General features: G+C 41.7%; 29 protein-coding genes. 27 read left to right on the top strand and 2 right to left on the bottom strand.

Going from position 1 to position 24,900, the window contains the following annotated elements:
- Positions 1 to 92: 92 nt before the first annotated feature.
- The 13 genes from nrdR to greA all read left to right on the top strand — a co-directional run bounded on the left by nrdR (position 93) and on the right by greA (position 13,779).
- Positions 93 to 566, top strand: coding sequence for a transcriptional regulator NrdR (gene nrdR, locus N596_RS04945; RefSeq protein ID WP_006595763.1), 474 nt, complete (start codon positions 93 to 95; stop codon positions 564 to 566).
- Positions 567 to 1,739 (top strand): replication initiation and membrane attachment family protein, encoded by a 1,173-nt coding sequence (locus N596_RS04940; protein WP_023024135.1) that lies wholly within the window; start codon positions 567 to 569, stop codon positions 1,737 to 1,739.
- Positions 1,740 to 2,639: a primosomal protein DnaI gene (gene dnaI, locus N596_RS04935; RefSeq protein WP_023024133.1), complete on the top strand. Its 900-nt coding sequence runs from the start codon at positions 1,740 to 1,742 to the stop codon at positions 2,637 to 2,639.
- Positions 2,636 to 3,352 (top strand): NADPH-dependent oxidoreductase, encoded by a 717-nt coding sequence (locus N596_RS04930; RefSeq protein WP_023024131.1) that lies wholly within the window; start codon positions 2,636 to 2,638, stop codon positions 3,350 to 3,352. Before dnaI ends, N596_RS04930 begins: the two co-directional genes overlap by 4 nt.
- A gap of 16 nt (positions 3,353 to 3,368) precedes the next feature.
- Complete coding sequence (gene der / locus N596_RS04925) at positions 3,369 to 4,679, top strand: ribosome biogenesis GTPase Der (protein ID WP_023027162.1); 1,311 nt, start codon at positions 3,369 to 3,371, stop codon at positions 4,677 to 4,679.
- Between the two features lie 6 nt (positions 4,680 to 4,685).
- Positions 4,686 to 5,132, top strand: coding sequence for a hypothetical protein (locus N596_RS04920; RefSeq protein WP_023024129.1), 447 nt, complete (start codon positions 4,686 to 4,688; stop codon positions 5,130 to 5,132).
- Between the two features lie 310 nt (positions 5,133 to 5,442).
- On the top strand, positions 5,443 to 8,538 hold the full coding sequence (locus N596_RS04915; protein WP_023027161.1) for a pilus expression-regulating Snf2 family helicase: 3,096 nt from the start codon (positions 5,443 to 5,445) through the stop codon (positions 8,536 to 8,538).
- A gap of 57 nt (positions 8,539 to 8,595) precedes the next feature.
- Entirely contained in the window at positions 8,596 to 9,264 is a 669-nt protein-coding gene (gene zapJ, locus N596_RS04910) for a divisome accessory protein ZapJ (RefSeq protein ID WP_023027160.1), read from the top strand.
- 14 nt (positions 9,265 to 9,278) lie between these two features.
- Positions 9,279 to 10,613, top strand: a complete 1,335-nt coding sequence (gene murC / locus N596_RS04905; RefSeq protein WP_006595771.1) for a UDP-N-acetylmuramate--L-alanine ligase — start codon at positions 9,279 to 9,281, stop codon at positions 10,611 to 10,613.
- A gap of 9 nt (positions 10,614 to 10,622) precedes the next feature.
- Positions 10,623 to 11,051 carry a GNAT family N-acetyltransferase gene (locus N596_RS04900; RefSeq protein WP_023027159.1) on the top strand — a complete coding sequence of 143 codons (429 nt, stop codon included), beginning with the start codon at positions 10,623 to 10,625 and terminating at the stop codon, positions 11,049 to 11,051.
- A gap of 12 nt (positions 11,052 to 11,063) precedes the next feature.
- A complete protein-coding gene (locus N596_RS04895) occupies positions 11,064 to 11,564 on the top strand; it encodes a GNAT family N-acetyltransferase (protein WP_023024124.1) in 501 nt (166 codons plus the stop codon).
- Positions 11,565 to 11,626: 62 nt separating this feature from the next.
- On the top strand, positions 11,627 to 13,228 hold the full coding sequence (gene mltG / locus N596_RS04890) for an endolytic transglycosylase MltG (protein ID WP_174705369.1): 1,602 nt from the start codon (positions 11,627 to 11,629) through the stop codon (positions 13,226 to 13,228).
- A gap of 68 nt (positions 13,229 to 13,296) precedes the next feature.
- A complete protein-coding gene (gene greA / locus N596_RS04885; protein ID WP_023027158.1) occupies positions 13,297 to 13,779 on the top strand; it encodes a transcription elongation factor GreA in 483 nt (160 codons plus the stop codon).
- A 232-nt stretch (positions 13,780 to 14,011) separates the two neighbouring features.
- Here greA and yidC read toward each other — a convergent pair whose 3' ends face one another.
- Together yidC and N596_RS04875 are read right to left on the bottom strand one after the other, a co-directional pair.
- Positions 14,012 to 14,950: a membrane protein insertase YidC gene (gene yidC, locus N596_RS04880; protein WP_023027157.1), complete on the bottom strand. Its 939-nt coding sequence runs from the start codon at positions 14,948 to 14,950 to the stop codon at positions 14,012 to 14,014.
- 78 nt (positions 14,951 to 15,028) lie between these two features.
- Positions 15,029 to 15,307, bottom strand: coding sequence for an acylphosphatase (locus N596_RS04875; RefSeq protein ID WP_023024118.1), 279 nt, complete (start codon positions 15,305 to 15,307; stop codon positions 15,029 to 15,031).
- A 73-nt stretch (positions 15,308 to 15,380) separates the two neighbouring features.
- Here N596_RS04875 and N596_RS04870 point away from each other — a divergent pair, with 73 nt between their 5' ends.
- From N596_RS04870 to yidD, 14 genes are all read left to right on the top strand, one after another.
- Positions 15,381 to 16,121 carry a TrmH family RNA methyltransferase gene (locus N596_RS04870; RefSeq protein ID WP_023024117.1) on the top strand — a complete coding sequence of 247 codons (741 nt, stop codon included), beginning with the start codon at positions 15,381 to 15,383 and terminating at the stop codon, positions 16,119 to 16,121.
- Positions 16,122 to 16,182: 61 nt separating this feature from the next.
- Positions 16,183 to 16,647, top strand: coding sequence for an HDIG domain-containing metalloprotein (locus N596_RS04865; protein WP_042361431.1), 465 nt, complete (start codon positions 16,183 to 16,185; stop codon positions 16,645 to 16,647).
- 29 nt (positions 16,648 to 16,676) lie between these two features.
- Positions 16,677 to 17,363 carry a Bax inhibitor-1/YccA family protein gene (locus N596_RS04860; protein ID WP_023027155.1) on the top strand — a complete coding sequence of 229 codons (687 nt, stop codon included), beginning with the start codon at positions 16,677 to 16,679 and terminating at the stop codon, positions 17,361 to 17,363.
- A gap of 82 nt (positions 17,364 to 17,445) precedes the next feature.
- Positions 17,446 to 18,696 carry a diaminopimelate decarboxylase gene (locus N596_RS04855; protein ID WP_042361198.1) on the top strand — a complete coding sequence of 417 codons (1,251 nt, stop codon included), beginning with the start codon at positions 17,446 to 17,448 and terminating at the stop codon, positions 18,694 to 18,696.
- Between the two features lie 56 nt (positions 18,697 to 18,752).
- On the top strand, positions 18,753 to 18,995 hold the full coding sequence (locus tag N596_RS04850) for a YneF family protein (protein WP_006595782.1): 243 nt from the start codon (positions 18,753 to 18,755) through the stop codon (positions 18,993 to 18,995).
- A 79-nt stretch (positions 18,996 to 19,074) separates the two neighbouring features.
- Positions 19,075 to 19,869 (top strand): glutamate racemase, encoded by a 795-nt coding sequence (racE, locus tag N596_RS04845; protein WP_023027153.1) that lies wholly within the window; start codon positions 19,075 to 19,077, stop codon positions 19,867 to 19,869.
- Positions 19,866 to 20,834, top strand: a complete 969-nt coding sequence (locus N596_RS04840) for a nucleoside-triphosphate diphosphatase (RefSeq protein WP_023027152.1) — start codon at positions 19,866 to 19,868, stop codon at positions 20,832 to 20,834. The genes racE and N596_RS04840 overlap by 4 nt, the downstream gene beginning before the upstream one ends.
- A complete protein-coding gene (locus N596_RS04835) occupies positions 20,819 to 21,340 on the top strand; it encodes a metallophosphoesterase (RefSeq protein ID WP_023024104.1) in 522 nt (173 codons plus the stop codon). The genes N596_RS04840 and N596_RS04835 overlap by 16 nt, the downstream gene beginning before the upstream one ends.
- Positions 21,337 to 21,798: a cyclic-di-AMP-binding protein CbpB gene (gene cbpB / locus N596_RS04830; RefSeq protein ID WP_023024102.1), complete on the top strand. Its 462-nt coding sequence runs from the start codon at positions 21,337 to 21,339 to the stop codon at positions 21,796 to 21,798. The genes N596_RS04835 and cbpB overlap by 4 nt, the downstream gene beginning before the upstream one ends.
- A complete protein-coding gene (gene xerD / locus N596_RS04825; RefSeq protein WP_023024100.1) occupies positions 21,795 to 22,526 on the top strand; it encodes a site-specific tyrosine recombinase XerD in 732 nt (243 codons plus the stop codon). Before cbpB ends, xerD begins: the two co-directional genes overlap by 4 nt.
- Positions 22,526 to 23,236: a segregation/condensation protein A gene (locus tag N596_RS04820; RefSeq protein WP_023027151.1), complete on the top strand. Its 711-nt coding sequence runs from the start codon at positions 22,526 to 22,528 to the stop codon at positions 23,234 to 23,236. Before xerD ends, N596_RS04820 begins: the two co-directional genes overlap by 1 nt.
- Complete coding sequence (gene scpB, locus N596_RS04815; RefSeq protein WP_023027150.1) at positions 23,229 to 23,798, top strand: SMC-Scp complex subunit ScpB; 570 nt, start codon at positions 23,229 to 23,231, stop codon at positions 23,796 to 23,798. The genes N596_RS04820 and scpB overlap by 8 nt, the downstream gene beginning before the upstream one ends.
- Positions 23,788 to 24,516: a pseudouridine synthase gene (locus N596_RS04810; RefSeq protein WP_023024093.1), complete on the top strand. Its 729-nt coding sequence runs from the start codon at positions 23,788 to 23,790 to the stop codon at positions 24,514 to 24,516. The genes scpB and N596_RS04810 overlap by 11 nt, the downstream gene beginning before the upstream one ends.
- A complete protein-coding gene (gene yidD / locus N596_RS04805; protein WP_023024092.1) occupies positions 24,516 to 24,773 on the top strand; it encodes a membrane protein insertion efficiency factor YidD in 258 nt (85 codons plus the stop codon). The genes N596_RS04810 and yidD overlap by 1 nt, the downstream gene beginning before the upstream one ends.
- Positions 24,774 to 24,900 lie beyond the last annotated feature (127 nt).

Below are 24,900 nucleotides of genomic sequence, written 5' to 3'. Positions count from 1 at the left end.
AGGAGGCTAGGGATTTTCTTTATTTCCCTTGCTTTCACTTTAGCCCTAAATATGATAGAATAAAGTATTAAGAAACGATAAGGAGGGTGTCCATGCGGTGTCCAAAATGTGGCGGAAATAAGTCTAGTGTTGTAGATAGTCGCCAGGCAGAAGACGGGAAAACGATTCGTAGAAGAAGAGAATGTGATGAATGTCATCATCGCTTCACCACTTATGAACGAGTAGAAGAGCGGACTCTTGTTGTGGTGAAAAAAGATGGCACCCGGGAACAGTTTTCTAGAGATAAAATATTTAATGGGATTATTCGATCTGCTCAGAAACGTCCCGTGTCGAGTGACGAAATTGAGGAAATTGTGGGGCGAATCGAACAAAAGATTCGTAGTCAGAGTGAAAATGAGATCCAGAGTGACTATATCGGATCACTTGTCATGGACGAGTTAGCAGAATTGGACGAAATTACCTATGTTCGATTTGCGAGTGTCTATCGTAGTTTCAAGGATGTTGGTGAATTGGAAAGTCTCTTAAAGCAGATTACCAAAGGAACGAAGAAGAAAAAGGAAAAATAGATGAAGCCCAATACTTCATTTTCTTTCTTGAAGAATAATTATTTAGCGCCTACAGGAGCCTCTTTCACGCATCTGTATGGACCAATATTAGGTGTTCAAGCAAGTCAATTATATACTTTTCTGCTGAGTCTCTATGATCAGGGGAAAGAAAAACGGCTGATTGCTGTTGTTTTAAATCATTTGGATCTAGGGTTCGCTCATTTTCTCGAAAGTCTAGACCGTTTGATTGCCATGAATTTACTAGAGGTTTTTGAGACAGATGAAGGACTTCAGTTCCGATTTTTGGCTCCGCTAGAAGCAGATCAATTTTTCGCGAATGTCGCTTATCAGAAGTTGCTGGAGAAAAAAATAGGAGAAGCAGCAGTTCGTGACTTGCTTCCTGAAAAACCAGAGGGAGAGAAACGGAAGGTGAACTTTGCCTCTGTTTTTGGGATTGATGGTGTTTCGACCCCTCAGAGGAAAGTATCTTCCTTCAGTTTAGAGCACTTTAAACAATTAATGGTGCGGGATGGCCTTCGTTTTGAGAACGAACAAGAGGACCTCTTAGTTCTTTATGCCATCACCGAAGAGAAGAATTGGACTTGGTACGAGACCTATCTGTTGGCCAAAGAGACAGCGGTTAATTTGGTCATTTCGACCAAACGGATGAGACAAAAACTGACCCAAGAGCCACAAGAAAAAGGTAAGGATGAGTTCACTCCGCAGGAAAGAGCTATTATCCGGGAAGCTAAAAATAAGACTAGTCGTCAATTTTTAGCAGGAATTAAAAAAGCGCGTAAGGCTGTTGTGACCCAATCAGAACGCCAAGTAATTTCTGACTTGGCCCGTTTAGGCCTGTTAGATGAAGTTATTAATGTGATCTTGTTGTTGACCTTTAACAAGGTTGCTTCCGCCAATCTCAATGAAAAGTATGCCTTAAAAGTTGGAAATGACTTTGCTTATGAGGGGATAAAGACGGCTGAGGAGGCAGTTCTGAAGATCCGCCAGCGCCAAGACTCCCATTTACAAAAAGCAAAAGAGAAAGTAGCTAAGAGTGGGTCAGCGACAGGAAAGACCAATGTTCCGAAGTGGAGTCAGCCTAACTATACCAATCAGACTAGCCAAGAAGAACAGGCTAATCTGGAACAACAAAAACGAGCCTTGCTCGAGAAATTAAATCAAGGAGGGGAGTAAATGGAGAGCGTAGGGAAAACCATGTCCCAGATGAATCGATCACAGCAGTTCAATTATGAAGAATTGGTAGCTCAAATTCTCGCCGAACCTGAGATTGCAACCTTTATTCAAAAGGAAGGTTTATCGGATGTAGAAATCCGTCGTAGCATTTCCAAATTTAACCAATACATCAGTGAGCGCAATCGCTTTGTCCTTGGGGATGCAGATTATATTGCAAGAGGGTATAAGCCTGTTTTAGTCATGAATGAAGGTTATGCGGATGTTTCCTATGAGGAGACACCTGAATTAATCGAGGCACAAAAACAAGCCGCTATCAATAGACGCTTGCAGCTGATCAACTTACCAAGCACCTTGAAGGAAGCTTCCTTAGCCAAAGTCGACTTGGATGATCGTGGGCGTTTTGGAGCCTTTGAAGAGTTGGCCAATTTTGTTGCTTCCTATCCTCAAGCTCGTAAAGGGATTTTTCTATATGGAGATTTTGGAGTTGGGAAAAGCTATATGATGGCAGCCCTTGCTCACGACTTGTCTGAAAAACGGCAGGCTTCTTCAACGATTCTGCATTTTCCAAGCTTTGTCATCGATGTCAAAAATGCGATTAACACAGGACAAGTTAAAGAGATGCTAGATCAAGTCAAGAAGGCTGAAATCTTGATTCTTGATGACATTGGGGCAGAGCAAATGTCGCCTTGGGTGCGGGATGAAGTCTTGCAAGTGATTTTGCAACACCGGATGCAGGAGATTCTTCCAACCTTCTTTACCTCCAATTTCAATTTTGAAGACTTGGAACGTCATTTTGCTACGTCTCGGAATGGAGATGAGACTTGGCAAGCCAAACGTGTCATGGAGCGAATTAAGTTCCTGGCTAAAGAAGTGCGCCTAGAAGGAGAAAATCGCCGATGAATACTGTTATTGATTTGATGAAATCTCATTCCTCTGTCCGTCGCTTTAAAGAGGAGGATATCAAGGAGGAAGATCTTCGAGCGATCCTAACAGCTGGGCAAATGGCTTCCTCTTGGAAAAATTTTCAGTCCTATTCCATCATCTTAGTGAGAAGCCAAGAAAAGAAAGAGGCACTGTATCAATTTGTCCCTCAGGAGGCCATCCGTCAATCCTCTGTCTTCCTATTGTTTGTAGGAGATCTCAACCGAGCTGAAAAAGGGGTTCGGATGCATACGGATCAATTCCATCCAGAAGGACCGGATAATTTGTTGATTACTTCTGTAGATGCTGCCTTGGCAGGTCAAAATACTTTGTTGGCTGCAGAGAGTTTAGGCTATGGAGGGGTCATTATCGGCTTGGTGCGTTATCAAGCTTCTGAAGTGGCTAAATTATTTAATTTACCAGACTATACCTATCCTGTCTTTGGGATGGCTTTAGGGGTGCCAAATCAGAATCATCCTGTTAAACCACGCCTTCCTTTGGAAGCTGTTGTATTTGAGGAAAGCTATCAAGTGCAGACTCCTGAGGTGATTGAAGCCTTTGACCAAGTACAGACTGCCTATGCTGGAGCACGGGCAACAGATACTTGGAGTCAACGCTTGGCTGCCCAATTTGGACAGGAGGAACCAGCTGCTACGGCAGAGTTATTAAAGAAACACCAACTAGAAAAATAAGAGAAAAGAGGATACCATGGCTTTACCTACTGTTGCCATTGTAGGACGTCCTAATGTCGGGAAATCCACGCTCTTTAACCGGATTGCCGGTGAGCGGATCTCCATTGTCGAGGATGTCGAAGGAGTTACTCGGGACCGTATTTATGCAACGGCGGAGTGGCTAAACCACCAATTTAGTATTATCGATACTGGCGGGATTGATGACGTGGACGCACCTTTCATGGAGCAAATCAAGCACCAAGCTGAGATTGCCATGGATGAAGCCGACGTCATTGTCTTTGTAGTATCTGGAAAAGAAGGGATTACCGATGCGGATGAATATGTCGCTCGGATGCTCTACAAGACTCACAAACCAGTCATTTTAGCAGTCAATAAAGTGGATAATCCAGAGATGCGAAATGACATCTATGATTTCTACGCTCTAGGCCTGGGAGAACCCTTGCCAGTGTCATCTGTACACGGGATTGGTACAGGGGATGTCTTGGATGCCATCGTTGAAAATCTTCCAACGGATCGCGAAGCAGAAAATCCAGACGTCATTAAGTTTAGTTTGATTGGTCGTCCAAATGTTGGAAAATCAAGCTTGATCAATGCCATCCTTGGAGAAGACCGCGTCATTGCTAGTCCTGTGGCTGGGACTACGCGAGATGCGATTGACACCCATTTCACGGATGCTGAAGGCCAAGAATATACCATGATTGATACTGCAGGAATGCGGAAATCTGGTAAGGTCTATGAAAATACAGAGAAGTATTCTGTGATGCGAGCTATGCGGGCTATCGATCGTTCGGATGTAGTCTTGATGGTCTTGAATGCGGAAGAAGGTATCCGAGAGTACGATAAGCGGATTGCCGGATTTGCCCATGAAGCAGGAAAAGGGATGATTATCGTGGTCAATAAGTGGGATACCCTTGAAAAGGATAACCACACCATGAAGCAATGGGAAGATGATATTCGCGATCAATTCCAATATCTTTCTTATGCTCCCATTATCTTTGTCTCTGCATTGACCAAACAACGCTTGCACAAGCTACCAGACATGATCAAGCAAATTAGTGATAGCCAAAATACTCGCATTCCTTCAGCTGTCTTGAACGATGTCATTATGGATGCTATTGCCATTAATCCGACACCGACAGATAAAGGAAAACGCCTGAAAATCTTCTATGCGACTCAGGTTGCTACCAAGCCACCAACTTTTGTGGTCTTTGTCAATGAAGAAGAACTCATGCATTTCTCTTATCTTCGTTTCTTGGAAAATCAAATTCGGAAAGCCTTTGTCTTTGAAGGGACCCCGATTCACTTGATCGCTCGGAAACGGAAGTAGGGCTTTATGAAAATTTTGAAACAAGGACTCCTTCTTGTTATCACATTTTTTGTATTTCTGGGACTGACAGCTTGTAGCCTTGAAAGAGAAGAAACCTATGAGAAAAAATTTAAAGACAGTATTGTTCGAGTGACTATTCGACATAGATCCAATCAAATGATCTCTGAAGAGTTTTGGGCTGATAATTTTAATGTACATATTGAAGATGACTCTGAATTCGAATATATAAAAAAAGAGATTGTTGATTCCAAAAAAGGAATTTCGGGCTATACAACAGATGTGAGTCGTACGAAAGAGGATGGGCTGATGATTCATACCAAAATCGTCTACCAAGACCTAGATGTTGAAGCCTTCAATAAAGCCAATGATGAGAAAAAAACGATTGGAGAACTGGTCGACTATTCAGATCATATCAAGAACCTCAAAAAAGAAGGTTTTAAGAGAATAAAATAAAGAGAGTGGGACAGAAATCGGTAATTCGTAAGAATTCGATTTCGTCGTCCCACCTCCGCACAGTTGAGTAGGGCTGTAAAAGCTGATGAAATCAGCGTAGTAGAGCCCACTCAACCACTGCGTCTTGCTCGACAATCCAAAGACAATTGAGAGGCTAGGACTTTTGTCCCAGCCTCTTTTTGAATAAAAAAAGAAAAGTGGGCTTAGATGATGGTAAAATGAGGCATTGAATTCTTTACAATTCTTTGTCTTCTTTTTCTATTTTAGAGGGGATATGTTATAATAAAGAGATAAACATAAGGTGGTAAATATGGCAAAATTAATTCCTGGGAAAATCCGTTCAGAAGGAATCCTTCTCTATGAAAACGGCAAAGTAACCCTACAGGAAATGAAAAATCAGTACCTCTATTTCAGAATTGACAATGACTCCCTCCGATATAGCCTGGATGATCAAGCAATTTTTTGTAGTTGTGATTTTTTCCAGAAGAAAAAATTCTGTGTGCATTTAGCTGCGGGTGAAGCCTTTTTAAAAAATGATGAAAAAGGGAAGGAACTCTTGCTTGGTTTGGAGCAATATGCAACAGAAAGCCAAGAAACAAAGGAAAAAGTATCCTTTGGAAGTTTGTTTTTAGATCAGGTCCTACCAAAAATTGAAAGTAAAGAGATCCGTTTTGGTCTCTCAGCAACCGGTCATGTGGACGACTATTCTGGTCAGTTTTTGTGGACCCTTCGTATCTATCGCAGACCGGATGAGAGAACGTATGTAGTGCGGGATGTTGTGGCTTTTTTGCAAGCTATCAGAAAGCAGTCCCATTTTGCGATTGGGAAAAGTTATTACGAGCCGATTTCCTATGCGGCCTTTGACCCTGAAAGTCGCGCCTTGATACGATTCTTAGAAGGGTTATTATCGGGGGACACGGTACATGATGCTCTATTCTTTCCAAATGGAGGCCGTCACCTTTACTTTCCAATGAGCTTCTTTGAAGAGGCTGTGCAATTATTGATGGATTTACCGTCCTTTACCCTTGAAGTCGGGATGGATACCTATCAGGAAGTTTTCTTTCAAGAACTCCAGGAAGATTCAGGCTTGTTTTCTTTCCAAGTCGTGGAAATGAAGGAGTTTATCGAACTACAGGTCCAAGTGGCTTCCTATAAAATGGTGGAAGGTCGCTTTCTTTTGGTAAATGGCCATTTTTACCAAATCTCCCCACTGCAAAAGATTTTGATTGAGGCTGTTCAGAGTTTACCCCTATCTAGTGATCAGAAGAGACATGTTCAATTTGATTTGTCAGATCAGACCAAATTGACCTATAGCTTAGAGCAATTCAGGAAAATTGGTGAGGTGAAAGCACCAAGTAACTTTTATATCCATGATTTTCAACCTCACTTTACTTTTGATTTATCTGAACAGGGAGAAGTGTTGTTAGAAGTAGCATTTGTCTACGAAGATTGTATCGTTTGCTCTGACCAAGAACTTAAGAATCTGCCTTATTCCAGTAATTTTGATAAGGAACGTTTGGTTTTTGAAACCATTTTGGCAGCTGGTTTTACCAATCACTTTCAAACCAAACGGTCTCCTCTTCTTCCTAAACAAATCTATCCTTTCTTTCAGCAGACCCTTCCATTATTTGAACAACTAGGAGAGGTGGACGCTTCGGAGAAATTGTTGGATTTGTATCAGGTGGAGAAGCCCAAGATTGACATTCAAACCAGTGGACGACTGCTTGAAATCGGTTTTGAATTTGACTCCATTGATCCTTCTGAAGTTGACCAAGTCATGAGTGCCTTAATCGAGAAGAATGACTATTACATCAGTCAAACAGGGAAGGTCCTTATCTTTGATGAAGAAACCAAGCGTATCAGTCAGACCTTATTGAATCTTCGCGCAAAGAAGACAAAAACAGGTCAGTTGCAGACCAATCGCATTGCAGCTTTCCAGCTCTCCCAGTTATTTGAGACAGCTGACAATGTCCGATTTTCTGAAGAGTTTCGTCATTTGGCTCATGATTTGATTCATCCAGAGCAATTTCCATTAGGTAAGCTGCAAGTAACAGCTAAACTACGAGATTATCAGGAACTAGGAGTCCGCTGGCTATCCATGCTCAATCACTACGGCTTTGGGGGAATTTTGGCAGATGATATGGGACTTGGAAAGACACTCCAGACTATTGCCTTTCTCTCGAGTGTTGTGACAGCAGATTCTAAGATTTTGATCTTAGCTCCATCTAGTTTAATCTATAATTGGAAAGAGGAGTTCGAAAAGTTCGCCCCACAAATGAAAGTAGAGGTCATTTATGGCCTTAAAGCAAGTCGCGACGAGATTATTGCAAGCAATCCTCAGGTAGCGATTACCAGTTATGCTTCCTTCCGTCAGGACGTAGAGCAATACGAAAAAAATCAGTACCAATACTTAATCTTGGATGAAGCGCAGGTCATGAAAAATTCCCAAACCAAAATTGCTCAATACTTACGGAAATTCGATGTTCCTCATACTTTTGCTTTGTCGGGAACACCAATAGAAAACCATGTGGAGGAACTCTGGTCGATTTTCCAAATTGTTCTTCCTGGTTTATTTCCCGGTAAAAAAGAATTTAAACAATTGAGTCCAGAGACCATTTCTCACTACGTCAAGCCTTTTATCATGAGACGGAAAAAAAGTGAAGTCTTGCAGGAACTTCCGGATCTGATAGAGATGACCTATAAGAATGAATTGGCTGACGATCAAAAAACAATCTATTTGGCTCAGTTGAAGCAAATGCAAGACCGCATTCTAAGCTCTTCTGAAGAGGAACTCAATCGCAGTAAGATGGAAATCTTATCTGGCCTGATGCGTCTTCGTCAAATTTGTGATACGCCATCCCTCTTTTTAGAGGATTATACTGGGGAAAGCGGGAAGTTGGATAGCCTTCGAGAACTGCTAGAGCAGATCAAAGACGGCAACCAACGTGTCTTGATCTTCTCACAATTTAGGGGTATGTTGGATATCATTGAAAAAGAGTTGGATGCTCTGAAGATGACTTCTTTTAAAATCACGGGATCTACGCCAGCTAATGAACGCCAAGACATGACCAATGCCTTTAATTCCGGTCAAGGAGATGCCTTTCTCATTTCCTTGAAAGCAGGTGGAGTTGGTTTGAATTTGACAGGTGCGGACACGGTTATTCTAGTTGACCTATGGTGGAACCCTGCGGTAGAAGATCAAGCCATTGGCCGTGCCCATCGAATGGGACAAGATAAGAATGTTGAGGTCTACCGGATGATCACTCGAGGGACCATTGAAGAAAAAATACAAGAGCTCCAGACCAGCAAACGTCATTTAGTTTCTACCATATTAGATGGTACCGAAACGCGCTCTAGTCTTTCTATTGAAGAAATTCGGGAAATTTTGGGTATTTCGGTGGAATAACTTGAAAAATAAAATGAATAGTTTATAATTAATGAAGTGTCGAAAGGAAGAAGAAGGATGACGGATAAGCATTTCCCACAAGTAGCAGATGATGAAATCATGCTAACTCAAATGCCCCATATGAATTTATATGATGACGGGGACTTCATTAGTAATATTCTTGGAGAGTATACAGATAAAAATTATTTAGAATGGGAGCCGATTGCTACTGGAAAGACTGCAGAGCAGCCCTATCAGAAATCCCTTCAAAAGTCTCTTCAAAAACCATTTGAAGTGCCCAAGTCAAGAAGGCAGCCAATGGCTCCGGATTTCAAGGAACCTGTTGATAAAAAGAGCCCGGCAAATCGCTACGCAGAAGAGGCGCGTGAAGCAGCGCGAGCTGATTTGAAAAAGAAGCGAACGGCTCCTTATTTAACAGCAGATATTGCCTCTAAACCCAATCGGAAAAAATTCACCCCTTCTTTCATACCAAAAGTGAAGCCAACAGCTCCTTTTCAAAAAGAAAATCCAGGTGAATTAATCAAATATGGCGAGCGACTGAAACAAGAGCAATTGATTCTTTTAGAGGAGGCAGAGGAACTTCCGGTTCAAGAGTCTCACCAAGAAGAAAAGCCAAAGAAGAATAATTATGATTTCTTGAAAAAGAGTCAAATCTATAACAAGGATCATCAAAACATCCAAACGAGACCCATTAAACAAGAACTCGATGTGACCAATCTGGACTAGCAGGAGGAGAAACTATGTCAAAAACATTTCATTTTATCGGAATAAAAGGAGCAGGTATGAGCGCCTTGGCTCTGATGCTCCATCAGATGGGACACACTGTACAAGGATCTGATGTGGAGAAATACTACTTTACACAAAGAGGTTTAGAGCAGGCAGGGATTACCATTTTACCATTCAGTGAAGAAAATCTTACCGGTGATCAAATCTTGATCGCAGGGAATGCGTTTAAACCTGAAAATAATGTAGAGATTGCTTATGCAGATGCTCAAGGCTACACCTATCAACGCTACCATGAATTCTTGGGTGAATTTATGCGTGATTTTGTCAGCATGGGAGTAGCAGGAGCTCACGGGAAAACTTCTACTACAGGGATTTTGTCCCATGTCTTGTCTAATATCACAGATACCAGCTATTTGATTGGTGATGGAACTGGCCGTGGTTCCAAAGGTGCTAAGTACTTTGTCTTTGAATCAGACGAGTACGAACGTCACTTTATGCCTTACCACCCAGAGTATTCGATTATCACCAATATTGATTTTGACCATCCTGACTACTTTACTGGCCTAGAAGATGTCTTTAATGCCTTCAATGATTATGCCAAACAAATCTCCAAAGCCTTGTTCATCTATGGGGAAGATCCTGAGCTTCGTCGGATTACAGCTAATGCCCCAATCTATTACTATGGCTTTGAAGAAGAGGGCAATGATTTTGTAGCCAGTGATCTCTTGCGTTCTACTACTGGATCAACCTTTACTGTTCACTTCCGTGGAGAAGATTTGGGACAGTTCCAAATCCCATCCTTCGGACGTCACAATATCATGAATGCTACAGCGGTCGTTGGTTTGCTTTATATCGCTGGATTCGATCTTGATTTAGTTCGGGAACACTTAAAAACATTTGGCGGGGTCAAACGTCGCTTTACAGAAAAGATTGTCAACGATACCGTCATCATTGATGACTTTGCCCACCATCCAACTGAAATCATTGCTACTTTGGATGCGGCACGTCAAAAGTATCCAAGTAAGGAAATCGTAGCGGTCTTCCAACCTCATACCTTTACTCGGACGATTGCTCTCTTGGATGAATTTGCGGATGCCTTGAACCAGGCCGATGCAGTTTACTTGGCACAGATTTATGGATCAGCCCGTGAAGTGGATCATGGGGATGTAAAAGTGGAAGATCTAGAAGCGAAAATCATCAAGAAATCAGGTGTGATTACAGCTGAAAACGTTTCTCCACTCTTGGATCATGACAATGCTGTCTATGTCTTCATGGGAGCAGGAGATATCCAGACCTATGAATATTCATTTGAACGTTTACTTGGGAACTTGACCAATAACGTTCAATAAGGAGATACCATGCAACCAAACCTTAGGATTCGGTTTGCTAAAGAAATTGATTGGGATGAGATCGAACAGATCACGTCCCAAAATTTTTCTTTTCAAAGTGCTAAACGACAAGAACTGAACGGATTCAGGACCCTGGTCTTGGAATTTGAAGAGCAAGTGATTGGGAGTTGCCTGATTCAAACAGAGGATCAGCTCGAAAATCCCTCTTTAAAATTATTGTGGTTGGAAATTCTTCCAAACTTTAGAAAACAAGGTTTTGGTACCTTGTTACTGGCCTCACTCAAGTCTCTTGTAGCTCAAGAATCCTTGTTAGGAATTCATGTGCTCTGCCAGGAAGAACTGATTCCGTATTTTGAAATGAATGATTTCCAACTAGAGATAGGGGATAACGAAGAAGGAGTTGAGGGCTATCAACTAAGTTGGTGCCTGTCCCTATAGAAAGGAAGAAAAATGAACATTCGTCGTGCAACTATTGATGATTTAGAAGCCATTCTTGCCATAGAACTGGAAAATTTTAGTCCAGAAGAAGCAATAGATGAGACAGTGCTTGCCAAACATATCGAATCGTTTCATAATAGCTTTTTAGTGGCTGAAAAGGATGGCCAGCTCCTAGGCTATCTAGAAGGACCAGTTACTCAAAAGAGATATGTGGATGACCGTTCTTTTACAGTGGATGTAAGGGATGAGTCGCATCTAGCAGGAGGTTTTATTACCATTACAAGTCTTTCGATAGCTCAGTCTGCACAAGGCTTAGGGGTTGGGAAAGCCCTGCTTGAGACCATGAAGAGGGTTGCTTTAGAAGAAGGACGGGAAGGGATCAGCCTGACCTGTCATGATTACTTGATTGAGTATTATGAAAGGAACGGCTTTGTAAACGAAGGTCGCTCGGCCTCTAACTATGCTGGGGAAGTCTGGTACGATTTAGTATGGGAGGTCCCATCAAGTAAGTAATCAATAGGATTTGAGGCCCTCAAGCCTCGTTCCTATTGATTTTCTATCCCTTTTAAGATATAATATTAAGGATTATGACAAGGGGGGTCAAGTATTTGACTGATAACCAACAAGAGAATGAAAAATTATTAAGCTTTAAAGAGCGGATTCTCCGTGATCTTGAAGAAGCAAATAAGCAGATTGTACAGGTTGAAAAAGAATATGATTTACCTGTTCAAGAAATCTCTAGTCCAGAAAACAAAGAAGAAGAGACGGAAGGATCACTTCCTGAACTTGTGTCAGAAGAGTCCGAAGTTCAGGACAAAGTAGAAATTCCAGAGGAAGCAGAAGTACCAGAAGTTACGGAAATTCCCGACCTTAAAGGTAGAGAAGATGAAACTCAAGAAGAAACACCTCTACCAGTTCAAGAGCCAACTCGAGAACCAGAAGTCTCAAGTCAGCCCGTAAAAGTTTCGAAAAAAGAAACCCCGGTATCTAGTGTTTCGCGCAAGGATCGTGACCAACGTGTTCAGAAAAAGAAAAAACAGAATACTATTGCTAAACGAATCGTCTTGACGGTTCTAGGAATTCTTTTTGTCTTAATGGTTGCAACTGGAATTTTCGCAGTGACCTATGTTCGATCTAACTTAAATGCAATGGATGTCAAGTCTACAGAGTTTGTAACCGTTGAAATTCCTGCTGGATCTAGCAATCGTGAAATTGGGACTATCTTGGAGAAAAAAGGCTTGATTAAGAATGGTCAGTTCTTCAACTATTACACCAAGTTTAAGAATTATGGAAACTTCCAATCCGGTTATTTCAATCTACAAAAGAGTATGGATCTAGAGACCATTATTCAAAAATTGCAAGAGCAAGGGACCAAAACTCCGGAACCACCGGTCTTAGGAAAAATTACGATTCCTGAGGGCTACACAATTGATCAAATCGCGCAAGTGGTTTCTGTGGATGCTAGTTCTAAATCTGGTGCCAAGACTCCATATACGCAAGAAGAATTCTTAAAAGTAATCCAAGATGATGCTTTTATTGAAAAGATGGTAGCCAAATATCCTAAGTTACTAGCAACCTTACCGTCCAAAGAAAGTGGGGTACGCTATCGCTTAGAGGGCTATCTCTTCCCAGCTACTTACGGCTATGGAAAAGATAGTAAAATGGAAGATCTTGTGGACCAAATGTTAGCTGCAATGGACCAAAATCTTTCAGCCTACTATGACACTATGGAAGCTAAAAACATTGATGTCAATGAGGCATTGACTCTGGCTTCTTTGATTGAAAAAGAAGGCGCTACAGATAAAGACCGCAAGGATATTGCCAGTGTCTTTTATAACCGTTTGAATCAAGATATGCCTCTTCAAAGTAATATTGCCATCTTGTACGCACAAGGTCAATTAGGCAAGAAGACGACTCTGAAAGAAGACGCAACGATTGACACCAATATTGATTCACCTTATAATATCTACAAGAATACTGGTTTGATGCCTGGTCCAGTAGATAGTCCAGGGCTCTCTGCAATTGAAGCAGCCGTCAACCCAAGCAAGACAGACTACCTCTACTTTGTCGCAAATGTAGAGACAGGGGAAGTCTATTTTGCGAAAACTTTTGAGGAACACACTAAAAACGTGGAAGAACACGTGAATAGCAAATTAACAGAAAGCAGCTCAAACTAAGGAGGATGTGGCATGCCACACCTTTTTAGTTCGAAAAAAATAATAGAAAAGAGAAAAGAGAAATAAATATGGCAGAAAAAACCTATCCAATGACCCTTGCTGAAAAGCAAAAGTTAGAACTTGAATTAGAAGAATTGAAATTAGTTCGTCGTCCAGAAGTTGTAGAGCGGATTAAAATTGCTCGTTCATACGGAGACCTTTCAGAAAACAGTGAATACGAAGCAGCTAAAGACGAACAGGCTTTTGTTGAAGGGCAAATCTCCAGCCTAGAAACAAAGATTCGCTATGCTGAAATTGTAGATAGTGATGCTGTCGCTGTTGATGAAGTAGCGATCGGAAAAACTGTCACTGTGCAAGAAATTGGTGAAGACGAAGAAGAAGTTTACATTATTGTTGGTTCAGCGGGAGCGGATGCTTTTGCTGGTAAGATATCAAATGAAAGTCCAATTGGTCATGCCTTAATTGGTAATAAAACAGGGGATACTGTGACGATTGAAACTCCAGCAGGAAGCTACCAAGTGAAAATCTTGAACGTTGAAAAAACAGAATAAAAAGAGAGTGGGACAGAAATCGGTAATTCGTTAGAATTCGATTTCGTCGTTCCACCTCCGCACAGTTGAGTAGGGCTGTAAAAGCTGATGAAAGCAGCGTAGTAGAGCCCACTCAATCACTGCGTCTTGCTCGACAATCTAAAGACAATTGAGAGGCTAGGACTTTTGTCCCAGCCTCTTTTTTTATAGTAATGGAAAAGGCCGAGATATTATCTCAGCCTATTTGTATGTATTAGTTACGCTTGCGTTGTTTTCCAGCATTTCGTTTTTTGTTTCCGTTAGTTGGAAGGGAACGATGAGCGTTGGCTGGATTGGTAGGTGTGATATCCTTTTTAACGCGACGTCCATTGGATGCTGGAGCTTTTGGAGGATTGTTTTTATATTCCTCTGCAACTTGTTTCCGCAATCTTGGACGGATGAGGTAGTTGATGACAAATTGTTGAATAATTTGTACAAAACCACCGACTACCCAGTAGAGGGTTACACCAGCTGGTGCCATCAAAGAGAAGACTGCAATCATAATTGGACTCATGAGAGCCGTTTTCTTCATAGTTTCTCTTTGGGTTTCATCTTCGATACCATGGAGAGAGAGCATGCTTTGAATGTAGTAAAGAACAGCAACAACTAAGGTTAAAGCCAGACTTTTTGAACCGAGATCAATGCCAAGGAAACTGCTCTTGTTGACTCCTGGAGTATATTGAGCTGCAAAATAAAGAGCTGAGAAGAATGGCATTTGAATCAACAAGGGCAAGCATCCAATACCGCCGAATGGGCTGACGCCGTTTTCTTTTTGGGCATTCATCAATTCAGAGTTGGCAAGAAGTTTTTCTTCTTGAGTCTCTGCATTTTTGATGCGTTCTTGAATCGGTGCAAAGATCGGTTTGAGGTAGTTCATCTTTTCTGATTGGTAGGTTGCCTTCCAAGATTGATAAATACCTAGAGGGAAGATGATGATTCGAACGATTACGGTTACTAGGATAATCCCTAAACCAAAGCCAAGTCCAAGATCCGTCGCAAAGAAATTGATGGCTTCTCCCATTGGTTTTCCAATGAGATTCCAGACGAAACCGGTCGGTTGTTTGGTCGTCTTGTCAATGCTGACACATCCCGTTAAGAGGAGGAGGGCAGACAAGCTGAGGGCTGCAAGTAGATAACGTTTATATTTTTTCACGAGTTTTTATCCTTTAATTTTAAATAATACCTTTCTATTCTACTGTTTTTTTATCAAATTAACAATAGTTCTCTGGACTTAATTTGAAATTTTAAAATCTTTGTAGGGTTCGAAGTTTGCCAGATGGACGTCCAGATAAGAAACTTTGGAAAAAGGAGTAGGACCTTTTCGTATTTCTTGGATAAATTTGGCCATGAGGGCATTGTCTTCACAGGCGGCAAGGATAGTGACTGTGCCGTCATCATTGTTCCAGACCCGACCTGTAATGCCTCCGATTTCTAATGCTAAGCTATAAACTCCCCAGCGAAAGCCAACACCTTGGACCCGACCTTGGGCTGTCATTTCAACTTTTTGCATGCTTGTTCTCCTTGTGATTGAATTCCTACTCAGGACGGAGAAGCTCCTCCTGTGAATGTGGTATAATAGTCTTATGAATATTATAACCTCTAAGTCCAATAATGGGATTAAAAAAGTTAAAAAACTTCATCAAAAAAAATACAGAACAGACTCCTACCTCATCGAAGGATGGCATCTTTATGAAGAAGCTGTCAATCATCAGGCACCGATTGAACAAGTCTTTGTTTTGGAAGAGTTTGTAGATAAGATCAAGATAGATGCGAAGGTGTCCATCGTATCTCCTGAGGTTTTAGCAGAAATTTCTGATTCAAAAAGTCCTCAAGGAATTGTGGCTGAAGTCAAGATAAATCCGATCCACCATCTTCAGCTGACCCAAGGAAGGTATTTGTTGTTAGAGGATGTCCAAGATCCAGGCAATGTTGGAACCATGATTCGGACTGCTGATGCAGCAGGCTTTGACGGAGTGTTTTTAACCGATCAATCTGCGGATTTGTATAATATGAAAACCTTGCGCTCCATGCAGGGAAGTCATTTTCATCTTCCTGTTATCCGTTTAAACAGAGAGCAACTCTTGACAGGTATTAAAGAGAGCCAGCTCCCCATCTATGCGACCACCTTATCCAAGGACTCCGTTGACTATAAGAAAGTGGAAAAAGTCCCTGCTTTTGTGCTGGTCATGGGGAATGAAGGACAAGGTATTAGTGACCAGATGGCTGAGAAGGCAGATCAGCTGATTCATATCTCGATGCCGGGTCAAGCAGAAAGTCTGAATGTCGCAGTTGCAGCAGGGATTTTAATGTTTTCTATGATTTAAGAAGAGTGAGCTAGTTAGATTTAAGGAGGTAAGACTTGTGTATCAGAAAGATAAAGAATATATGGCTGAAGTGGGGCATTTGATTCAACACCCAAAACTTCAAAAATTAAAGGAAATTCCGCATCATATTCACTCCAATCGTTTGGAGCATTCTATTCATGTTAGCTACACTAGTTACCGCATTTCTAAGAAGATGGGCTGGGATACCAAAAGTACAGCGAGAGGAGCTCTTCTGCACGATCTTTTTTACTATGATTGGCGCCAAGTCAAATTCAATAAGAGCCATGCTTGGGTCCATCCACGAATAGCTGTACGAAATGCAAAAAAGATAACAAGCCTCAATAAAAAAGAAGAGGATATCATCCTCAAACACATGTGGGGATTGACGCTTGCTCCACCACGTTACAAAGAATCTTTCCTCGTGACCATGGTCGATAAGTACTGGGCTATCAAAAAAGCCTCAGAACCAATGAGAAAAAAGTGGTCAAAGAGGAGACTTTTCCATCGAAAAATGTTAAAATCATAATAATTTAAGTTTGAAAGGAATGATTGATTATGAATCAACAAACCGTTATCCACGAACAAAGTGGCCTTAATAGCTTTTATAGCAAAATTTATTCTCTAGTCGGAGTTGGAGTTGGAATCTCAGCTGTTGTATCAGCTTTGATGATGACCCTTTTCCAAGAAACCTTCATGTATATTCTAATTCAGGCTCCATGGGTCTACTATATTGCCATTGCCGTTGAATTGATTTTAGTCCTTGTCGCTTCTAGACAATCGGTGAAAAACAATCCCATGGCCTTGCCTCTCTTTTTAACCTATTCCGCTTTGAATGGTTTTACCTTGAGTTTTATCATTGCTCGCTATGCTCAAGCGACAGTTTATAAAGCTTTTGTAGTCAGTGCCTTGATGTTCTTCATCATGTCAGCGATTAGTCGTGTGACCAAAAAAGACTTGTCTGGAATGGGACGAGCCTTTATGGGAGCCTTGATTGGTATCATCATTGCTTCAATTGCGAATATTTTCTTACAAAGCTCTGGTATGGATTATGTCCTTAGCATCATTTGTGTGATTATTTTTGCAGGTTTGACTGCTTGGGATAACCAAAAGATTCGTTATGTCTATGAACAATCCAATGGTCAACCAACCAATGGTTGGGTAGTTGCCTTGGCTTTGGAACTTTATCTTGATTTTATCAACTTGTTCATCAATATCTTACGTATTTTTAGACGCAATGATTAATAGAAAGAGCCGGGGAACCGGCTTTTTTTGTTGGAAAACTTGTGATATACTAAAGAAAATTGATAGAAATGAGAATCTTCAAATGAAACGTCCATTTATTAGCAGGGAGAAATTAAAACAAATTACTGAAACCTATCCAACTCCCTTTCACCTATATGATGAAGCTGGGATCCGGCAGACAGCTCGTGCCCTCCATCAAGCTTTTTCTTGGAATCCAGGCTTTAAAGAGTATTTCGCTATCAAAGCAACCCCTAATCCAGTCATCCTAAAAATCCTCAAAGAAGAAGGATGTGGCGTGGATTGTGCTAGCTATGTGGAATTGTTGATGGCTCAAAAATTAGGATTTACGGGCCAAGAGATTATGTTTTCTTCGAATAATACGCCGGCTGAAGAGATGGTCTTTGCCCGTCAACTAGGAGCGACTATCAACTTGGATGCCTACGAAGATGTAGCTTTTTTACAGTCAGTTGCGACTCTACCTGAGGTTATCTCTTGCCGCTATAATCCAGGAGGGGTGTTTGAACTGGGGACGGATATCATGGATCACCCTGAGGAGGCTAAGTTCGGCATGACCAAGGAGCAATTGATCCGAGCCTTCCGTGAGTTAAAAGACTTGGGGGTTAAGCGATTTGGGATTCATGCCCTCTTGGCTTCAAATACCGTCTCTAATGATTACTATCCAGAATTGGCTAAGCAATTATTCCAGTTGGCTGTAGAAGTTGTTGAAAAGACAGGGGTGACCTTGGACTTTGTCAACCTTTCTGGAGGGGTTGGAGTGAACTACAAACCAGAAGACCAGCCGAATGACATCGCTGTGATTGGGGAGGGTGTTCGTCGTGCTTACGAGGCTGTTTTAATCCCTGCTGGCTTATATCAAGTGAAAATCTATGCGGAATTAGGCCGCTTCATGTTGGCACCACATGGCTTGTTAGTCACCCATGTCACCCATAAGAAGCAGACTTATCGGACCTATCTAGGAGTAGATGCTTCGGCTGTCAACCTCCTCCGTCCTGCTATGTACGGGGCCTACCACCATATCACCAATCTCGATCGTCCAGAAGGTGAGACAGAAGTAGTCGACATTGTTGGTAGTTTGTGTGAAAACAATGACAAATTTGCCAAGAATCGGGAATTTCCTATCTCTGAGATTGGGGATCTCTTGGTCATCCATGATACAGGAGCGCATGGTTATTCCATGGGCTATCAGTACAATGCCAAGCTTCGCTCTGCCGAGATTTTATTAGAAGAATCGGGCCAAGCTCGTCTCATCCGACGGGCCGAAAAACCAGAGGATTACTTTGCAACATTGTATGGCTTTGACTTTGAAAAATAGTGCCTTTTTGGTATAATAGAAAATGTGTAAATATTGAATTTAGGAGAAAAACACTTATGTCTACATTTTTGACAATTTTATTGATTATCCTTGCTTTCTTTGGTGGGATGTTGGCAGGTATGTACCTACTTCGCAAGCAGTTTGAAAAAGAATTTGCATCAAACCCACGTTTGAATGTTGAAGCGGTTCGTACCTTATTGGGAGCTAGCGGTCAACGTCCAAGTGAAGCGAAGGTACAACAAGTTTACCGTCAAATTTTGAACCAACAAAAAGCATCTTTGAATACGAAGAAGAAATAAAAGCAAGACTGATTACACAATAAAATAAGTAGGGGGACTTTAAGATTTTTCTTAGTCCCTTGTTTTGAAAGGAAGGCAGATGGACAATCGACCAATTGGTTTTTTGGATTCGGGTGTCGGAGGGTTAACCGTTGTACGCGAATTGATGCGACAACTACCCCATGAAGAGGTCGTCTATATTGGTGATTCCGCCAGAGCACCCTACGGCCCGAGACCAGCAGATCAAATTCGTGATTATACTTGGGAGATGGTTCGTTTTCTCCTAACGAAAAATGTGAAGATGATTGTTTTGGCCTGTAATACAGCGACAGCTGTTGTATGGGAAGAGGTAAAAGAAGCCTTGGATATCCCTGTTTTAGGAGTGATTTTACCAGGTGCTTCCGCAGCGATCAAGGCGACGAGAAGCAAACGAATTGGCGTAATTGGGACACCGATGACAGTCGCCTCAGATATTTATCGTAAGAAGATTCAAAGCCTGTCACCAGAAATGGCAGTAGAGAGTTTAGCTTGTCCGAAATTTGTCCCTTTGGTTGAATCCAATGAGTTGCAGTCCAGTGTTACAAAAAAAGTCGTCTATGAAACCTTGAAACCCCTTGCCGGGAAGGTAGATACGCTGGTTTTGGGCTGCACCCATTACCCTCTTCTTCGTCCTATTATCCAAAATGTCATGGGGCCAGAGGTTCAATTAATTGATAGCGGGGCAGAGTGTGTCCGGGATATCTCGGTCTTACTCAACTACTTTGAGATTAATCGCAGTCGCCAATTGGAGGATTGCCACCATCAATTTTATACAACGGCCAATGCAGCCAGTTTTGCAGCGATTGCCAAGACTTGGTTGCAGCAAGTCGTTCATGTGGAGCATGTAGAATTATGAACCAAAAGATATATGAATACAAAGATGCCTTAAATTGGTTTCTAGCTGAATGGGGAGAGCGGAGTGACTATAACGAATATAGTGAAGTCACTTCAGAAGCTTCTGAGCTTGTTGACTTAGTAGAATCACTAGTTGGAGACACAGACTTGGGCTTCCCGCTGAATGTTACAGTTGTCCGTTACGCCTCTAGTTTGCAGTTTTTAACCTTCCTCTTTCAAATCGTGGAGGAAACACTAGGCCGGAAAATTGAAATCGTGCAACGCCAAGGAGCCCTTCTCATTGTAGAAGGAGAACAATTGCTCTCGGTTTATCTGCCCCAAAATGGTCTTCCACTTGCAGATTTTTTGGGGCAGGAAGGCCTCAAGGATCGCTTGTTAATCGCTACTCGGAATGAAGGAAAAACCAAAGAGTTTCGTCAGATTTTTGAGCAAATGGGCTTTGAAGTGGAGAATCTCAATGATTATCCTGATCTTCCAGAAGTAGTTGAAACAGGAATGACTTTTGAAGAAAATGCTCGCCTAAAAGCTGAGACGATTTCACAGCTAACAGGGAAAATGGTCTTGGCGGATGATTCAGGCCTTATGGTTGACATCCTTGGGGGCTTACCAGGTGTCTGGTCTGCTCGCTTTGCAGGTGTGGGAGCGACTGATTTAGAGAACAATGCCAAGCTCTTACATGAGTTGGCGATGGTGTTTGAATTGAAGGATCGGTCAGCTAAATTTCACACAACCTTAGTCGTTGCCAGTCCTGGTAAGGAAAGCCTGGTTGTTGAGGCGGATTGGCCAGGATATATCAATTTTGAACCAAAAGGTGAAAACGGGTTTGGCTATGATCCCCTCTTTCTAGTTGGAGAAACAGGTAAGACATCTGCCCAACTAACTCTAGAGGAAAAGAATCAACAATCGCATCGAGCTTTAGCCGTGAAGAAATTAGTGGAGGTATTCCCAGCATGGCAGAACAAGTAATCATCGTCATGAGCGATTCTCATGGTGATCGTCAGATTGTAGAAGAGATCAAAAACCACTATAAAGGAAAGGTCGATGCCATTTTTCACAACGGGGATTCTGAGTTAGAAAGTACCGATCCTGTATGGGAAGGCATTCATGTTGTCAAAGGGAACATGGACTTTTATGGGGAGTACCCTGAACGTTTGGTGACGCAATTGGGTCCTACTCGGATCATTCAAACCCATGGCCATCTTTTCCAAATTAATTTTAGTTTTCAAAAGTTAGATTTTTGGGCCCAGGAAGAAGATGCAGATATCTGCCTCTATGGCCATCTGCATATTCCGGATGCTTGGAAGGAAGGGCGTACCCTTTTTCTGAACCCTGGGTCAGTCAGTTTACCGAGGGGGCCTATTCAAGAGTGCCTCTATGCTAAAGTGGAAATTGATGCAGATTCCTATCGAGTTGAGTTTTTAAATCGGAAACATGAGGTTTATGAACCTCTTACAAAGGAGTTTGATCGATGATCGCTAAGGAATTTGAGGAATTTATTCTTCGAGAAGAAAAAAATTTTTTGACTCCAGCGCGCAATTTAGCTGTTTTGATTGATACGCACAATGTGGATCATGCTATCTTGGTGCTCAGTCAAATTAGCTACACTCGTGTTCCTGTTGTGACCGATCAGATGAAGTACGTAGGGACGATTTCTTTAACAGACATTCTTTCTTACCAAATGAAACATGATTATTCTGATGAAGTCTTTTCATCCATGGACATCGTTCATATGACAAAAACGGATGGAGAGCGCTTAGGGAAAGATTATACTGTGACAGAAGTCTTGCATAAGTTGGTAGAGGAATCCTTTCTACCGGTTGTTTCAGAGGATGGAGTCTTTGAAGGAATCATTACTCGAAAATCCATTTTAAAAGCCATCAACTCCCTCATGCACAATTTCTCAAATGAATACGAGATGAGGAAAATATGAAAGAATACATAGCTAGTTTTATCAAAGAAAAAGACTTAAGTGAAAATTCGCAGGCGGCCTATTCTTATGATTTGGATCAGTTCGTGGATACGATTCATAACCATGTCTCAGATACCAATCTTCGAATATATCAAGCTTCGATTAAGGATTTTAAACCAGCTGTTCAAAAACGGAAGCTTTCTGCCGTCAATCAATTTCTATTTTATCTTTATCAACATCAGGTTATTGAGGATTACCATCGCTTGGTCCTTCCAAAAGTTTCTGTGTCCAAGAGCCACGATCAAGAGTTATTGGATTTATCCCTTTTGTGGGAAGGATCGGACCAATCCCAAGGACGCTTGATTGCCCTCTTGATTGTCGAGATGGGCTTGTTACCTAGTGAAATTCTTCAGTTGAAAATCGTTGATATTGAACTCGATTTTCAGGTTTTACGTGTAGGGAAAGAAGGACAGAAACGGGTCTTGCGCATTCCGGATGCTCTTTTAGGAGAGTTGACAGATTTGATGACTGGGACGTATTTATTTGATAACAAGGGCAAGCCCTATTCGCGTCAGTGGGGCTTCCGTCAATTAGAGTCCTTCCTAATGGAAAAAGGTTTTGAAAATCTTTCAGCGCAATCCTTACGGGAACAATATATTTTAAAACAAAGAGAGCAGGGGATGGATCTGTTTAGCATCGCCCGAGAGCTAGGTTTAAAAACCCTAGTAACCCTAGAAAAGTATAAGTAATGGATATTAAAATAAAGGATTTTGAAGGTCCCCTGGATCTTCTCTTACACCTCGTTTCAAAATATCAGATGGATATTTATGAGGTCCCTCTGATTGAGGTGATCGAGCAGTACTTGGCTTATCTGACGACCCTTCAAGCCATGCGCTTAGAGGTCGCTGGTGAATACATGCTGATGGCCAGTCAGTTGACCTTGATTAAGAGTCGGCGTCTCCTTCCCAAAATTGCGGAGCAAGCAACGGATGAAGAAGATTTAGAGCAGGACCTCCTGTCTCAAATCGAAGAGTACCGGAAGTTTAAATTATTGGGTGAAAAGATGGCTCTTCAACACGAGGAGAGAGCCCAGTACTTTTCAAAACCAAAAACGGAATTAGTCTATGATGATGCAGAATTGGTCCATGATAAGACCACGATTGATCTTTTCTTAGCCTTTTCAAAATTGTTGACGAAAAAGAAAGAAGAATTTCGACAAAATCATACGACCATTGTCCGAGATGAGTATAAAATTGAAGACCTGATGAATGAGGTTCGTCGCTTGTGTCAGCCTGGTAAGAGAATCTTGCTACAAGATATTTTTGAAGAAGCCAAGGATGTTAACGAACTGATTACTGTCTTTTTGGCAACTTTGGAGTTGATTAAAGTACAAGAAGTTGAGGCTCTTCAAGAAGAACCATTTGGAGATATTATTTTAGTAGGATTAAAGAATGAGTAAAATTGCAGAGATGGAGGCCCTCTTGTTTGTTGCAGGAGAAGATGGTTTAACAGTGAGGCAGATTGCAGACCTCCTATCCCTTCCTCCTACAGGAGTGATTCAAAGTTTAGAAAAACTGGCCCAAAAGTATGAGCAGGATCAGGATTCTTGTATGGCTTTGTTGGAGACAGCGTCAACTTATAAATTAGTGACCAAGTCCCAATATGCAGAGCTGTTACGCGAGTATTCAAAGTCGCCAATGAACCAAAGTCTCTCTCGTGCCGCCTTAGAAACTCTATCTATCATTGCTTATAAACAACCGATAACTCGGATTGAAGTCGATGATATTCGTGGAGTGAACTCTAGTGGGGCCATTTCAAAATTACTTTCTTTTGAGTTGATTCGAGAAGATGGGAAGAAGGAAGTCATTGGGAGACCCAATCTCTATGTGACGACAGATTACTTTTTGGATTACATGGGGATTAACCATTTAGACGAGCTACCAATTGTTGAAGAGACTGAGTTAATCGGTCAAGAAAGCCAATTATTTACAGAAAGAACTGAGGAAATTGATGAGAATTAACAAATATATTGCTCATGCTGGTGTCGCAAGTCGCCGCAAAGCAGAGGAATTGATTAAGCAAGGCCTTGTCACTGTAAATGGTCAAGTAGTGCGCGAATTGGCGACGACGATCAAGTCGGGGGACAAGGTAGAAGTAGAAGGACAACCAATCTACAACGAAGAGAAGGTTTACTACCTCTTAAATAAACCAAGAGGGGTCATTTCCAGTGTATCCGACGATAAAGGGAGACCAACTGTTATTGATTTGCTACCTCAAGTCAAGGAACGGATTTATCCTGTCGGTCGTTTGGACTGGGATACTTCTGGTGTCCTGATTTTGACCAATGACGGTGATTTTACGGATGAAATGATTCATCCGCGTAATGAGATTGATAAGGTTTATGTTGCGCGTGTGAAGGGCTTGGCGAATAAAGAAAACTTGCGTCCCTTGACACGTGGTGTGACCATTGATGGGAAAAAAACCAAGCCAGCAACCTACGAGATTCTAAAAGTTGACCCAGAAAAGAATCGCTCAGTTGTCCAATTGACCATCCATGAAGGGCGCAATCACCAAGTCAAGAAGATGTTTGAAGCTGTTGGCCTTTTGGTGGATAAATTGTCTCGAACCCAATTTGGAAATCTAGACGTTTCTGGACTTCGCCCTGGTGAATACCGCCGACTCAATAAGAAAGAAATCAGCCAATTGCATACTCTTGCGGTGACAAAGACGAAAAAATAATGAAGAAATGTGCAATTGGACTTGTTCGTCTCTATCAACGCCTTCTTTCGCCCCTCTTTCCGCCTTCCTGTCGCTATAATCCTACCTGTTCCAACTATATGATTCAGGCTATTGAACGGCATGGTTTAAAAGGGATTCTGATGGGGCTTGCTCGGATTCTCCGTTGCCATCCCTGGAGCAAGACGGGAGTGGATCCAGTTCCAGATCATTTCAGTCTGAGGAGCCACCTAGAAGAGGAAGAGAAAGGCAAAAATTAAGATCGAACATACTTTAATCAAAAGTCTCACTCAGAGCAAAGAAAAAGAGAGTGGGACAGAAATCGGTAATTGGTTAGAATTCGATTTCGTCGTCCCACCTCCGCACAGTTGAGTAGGGCTGTAAAAG

This window comes from Streptococcus ilei, from assembly GCF_000479335.1.
In the GTDB taxonomy this organism is placed as follows: Bacteria; Bacillota; Bacilli; order Lactobacillales; family Streptococcaceae; genus Streptococcus; species Streptococcus ilei.
This window is presented reverse-complemented; position numbering and strand designations above follow the sequence as displayed.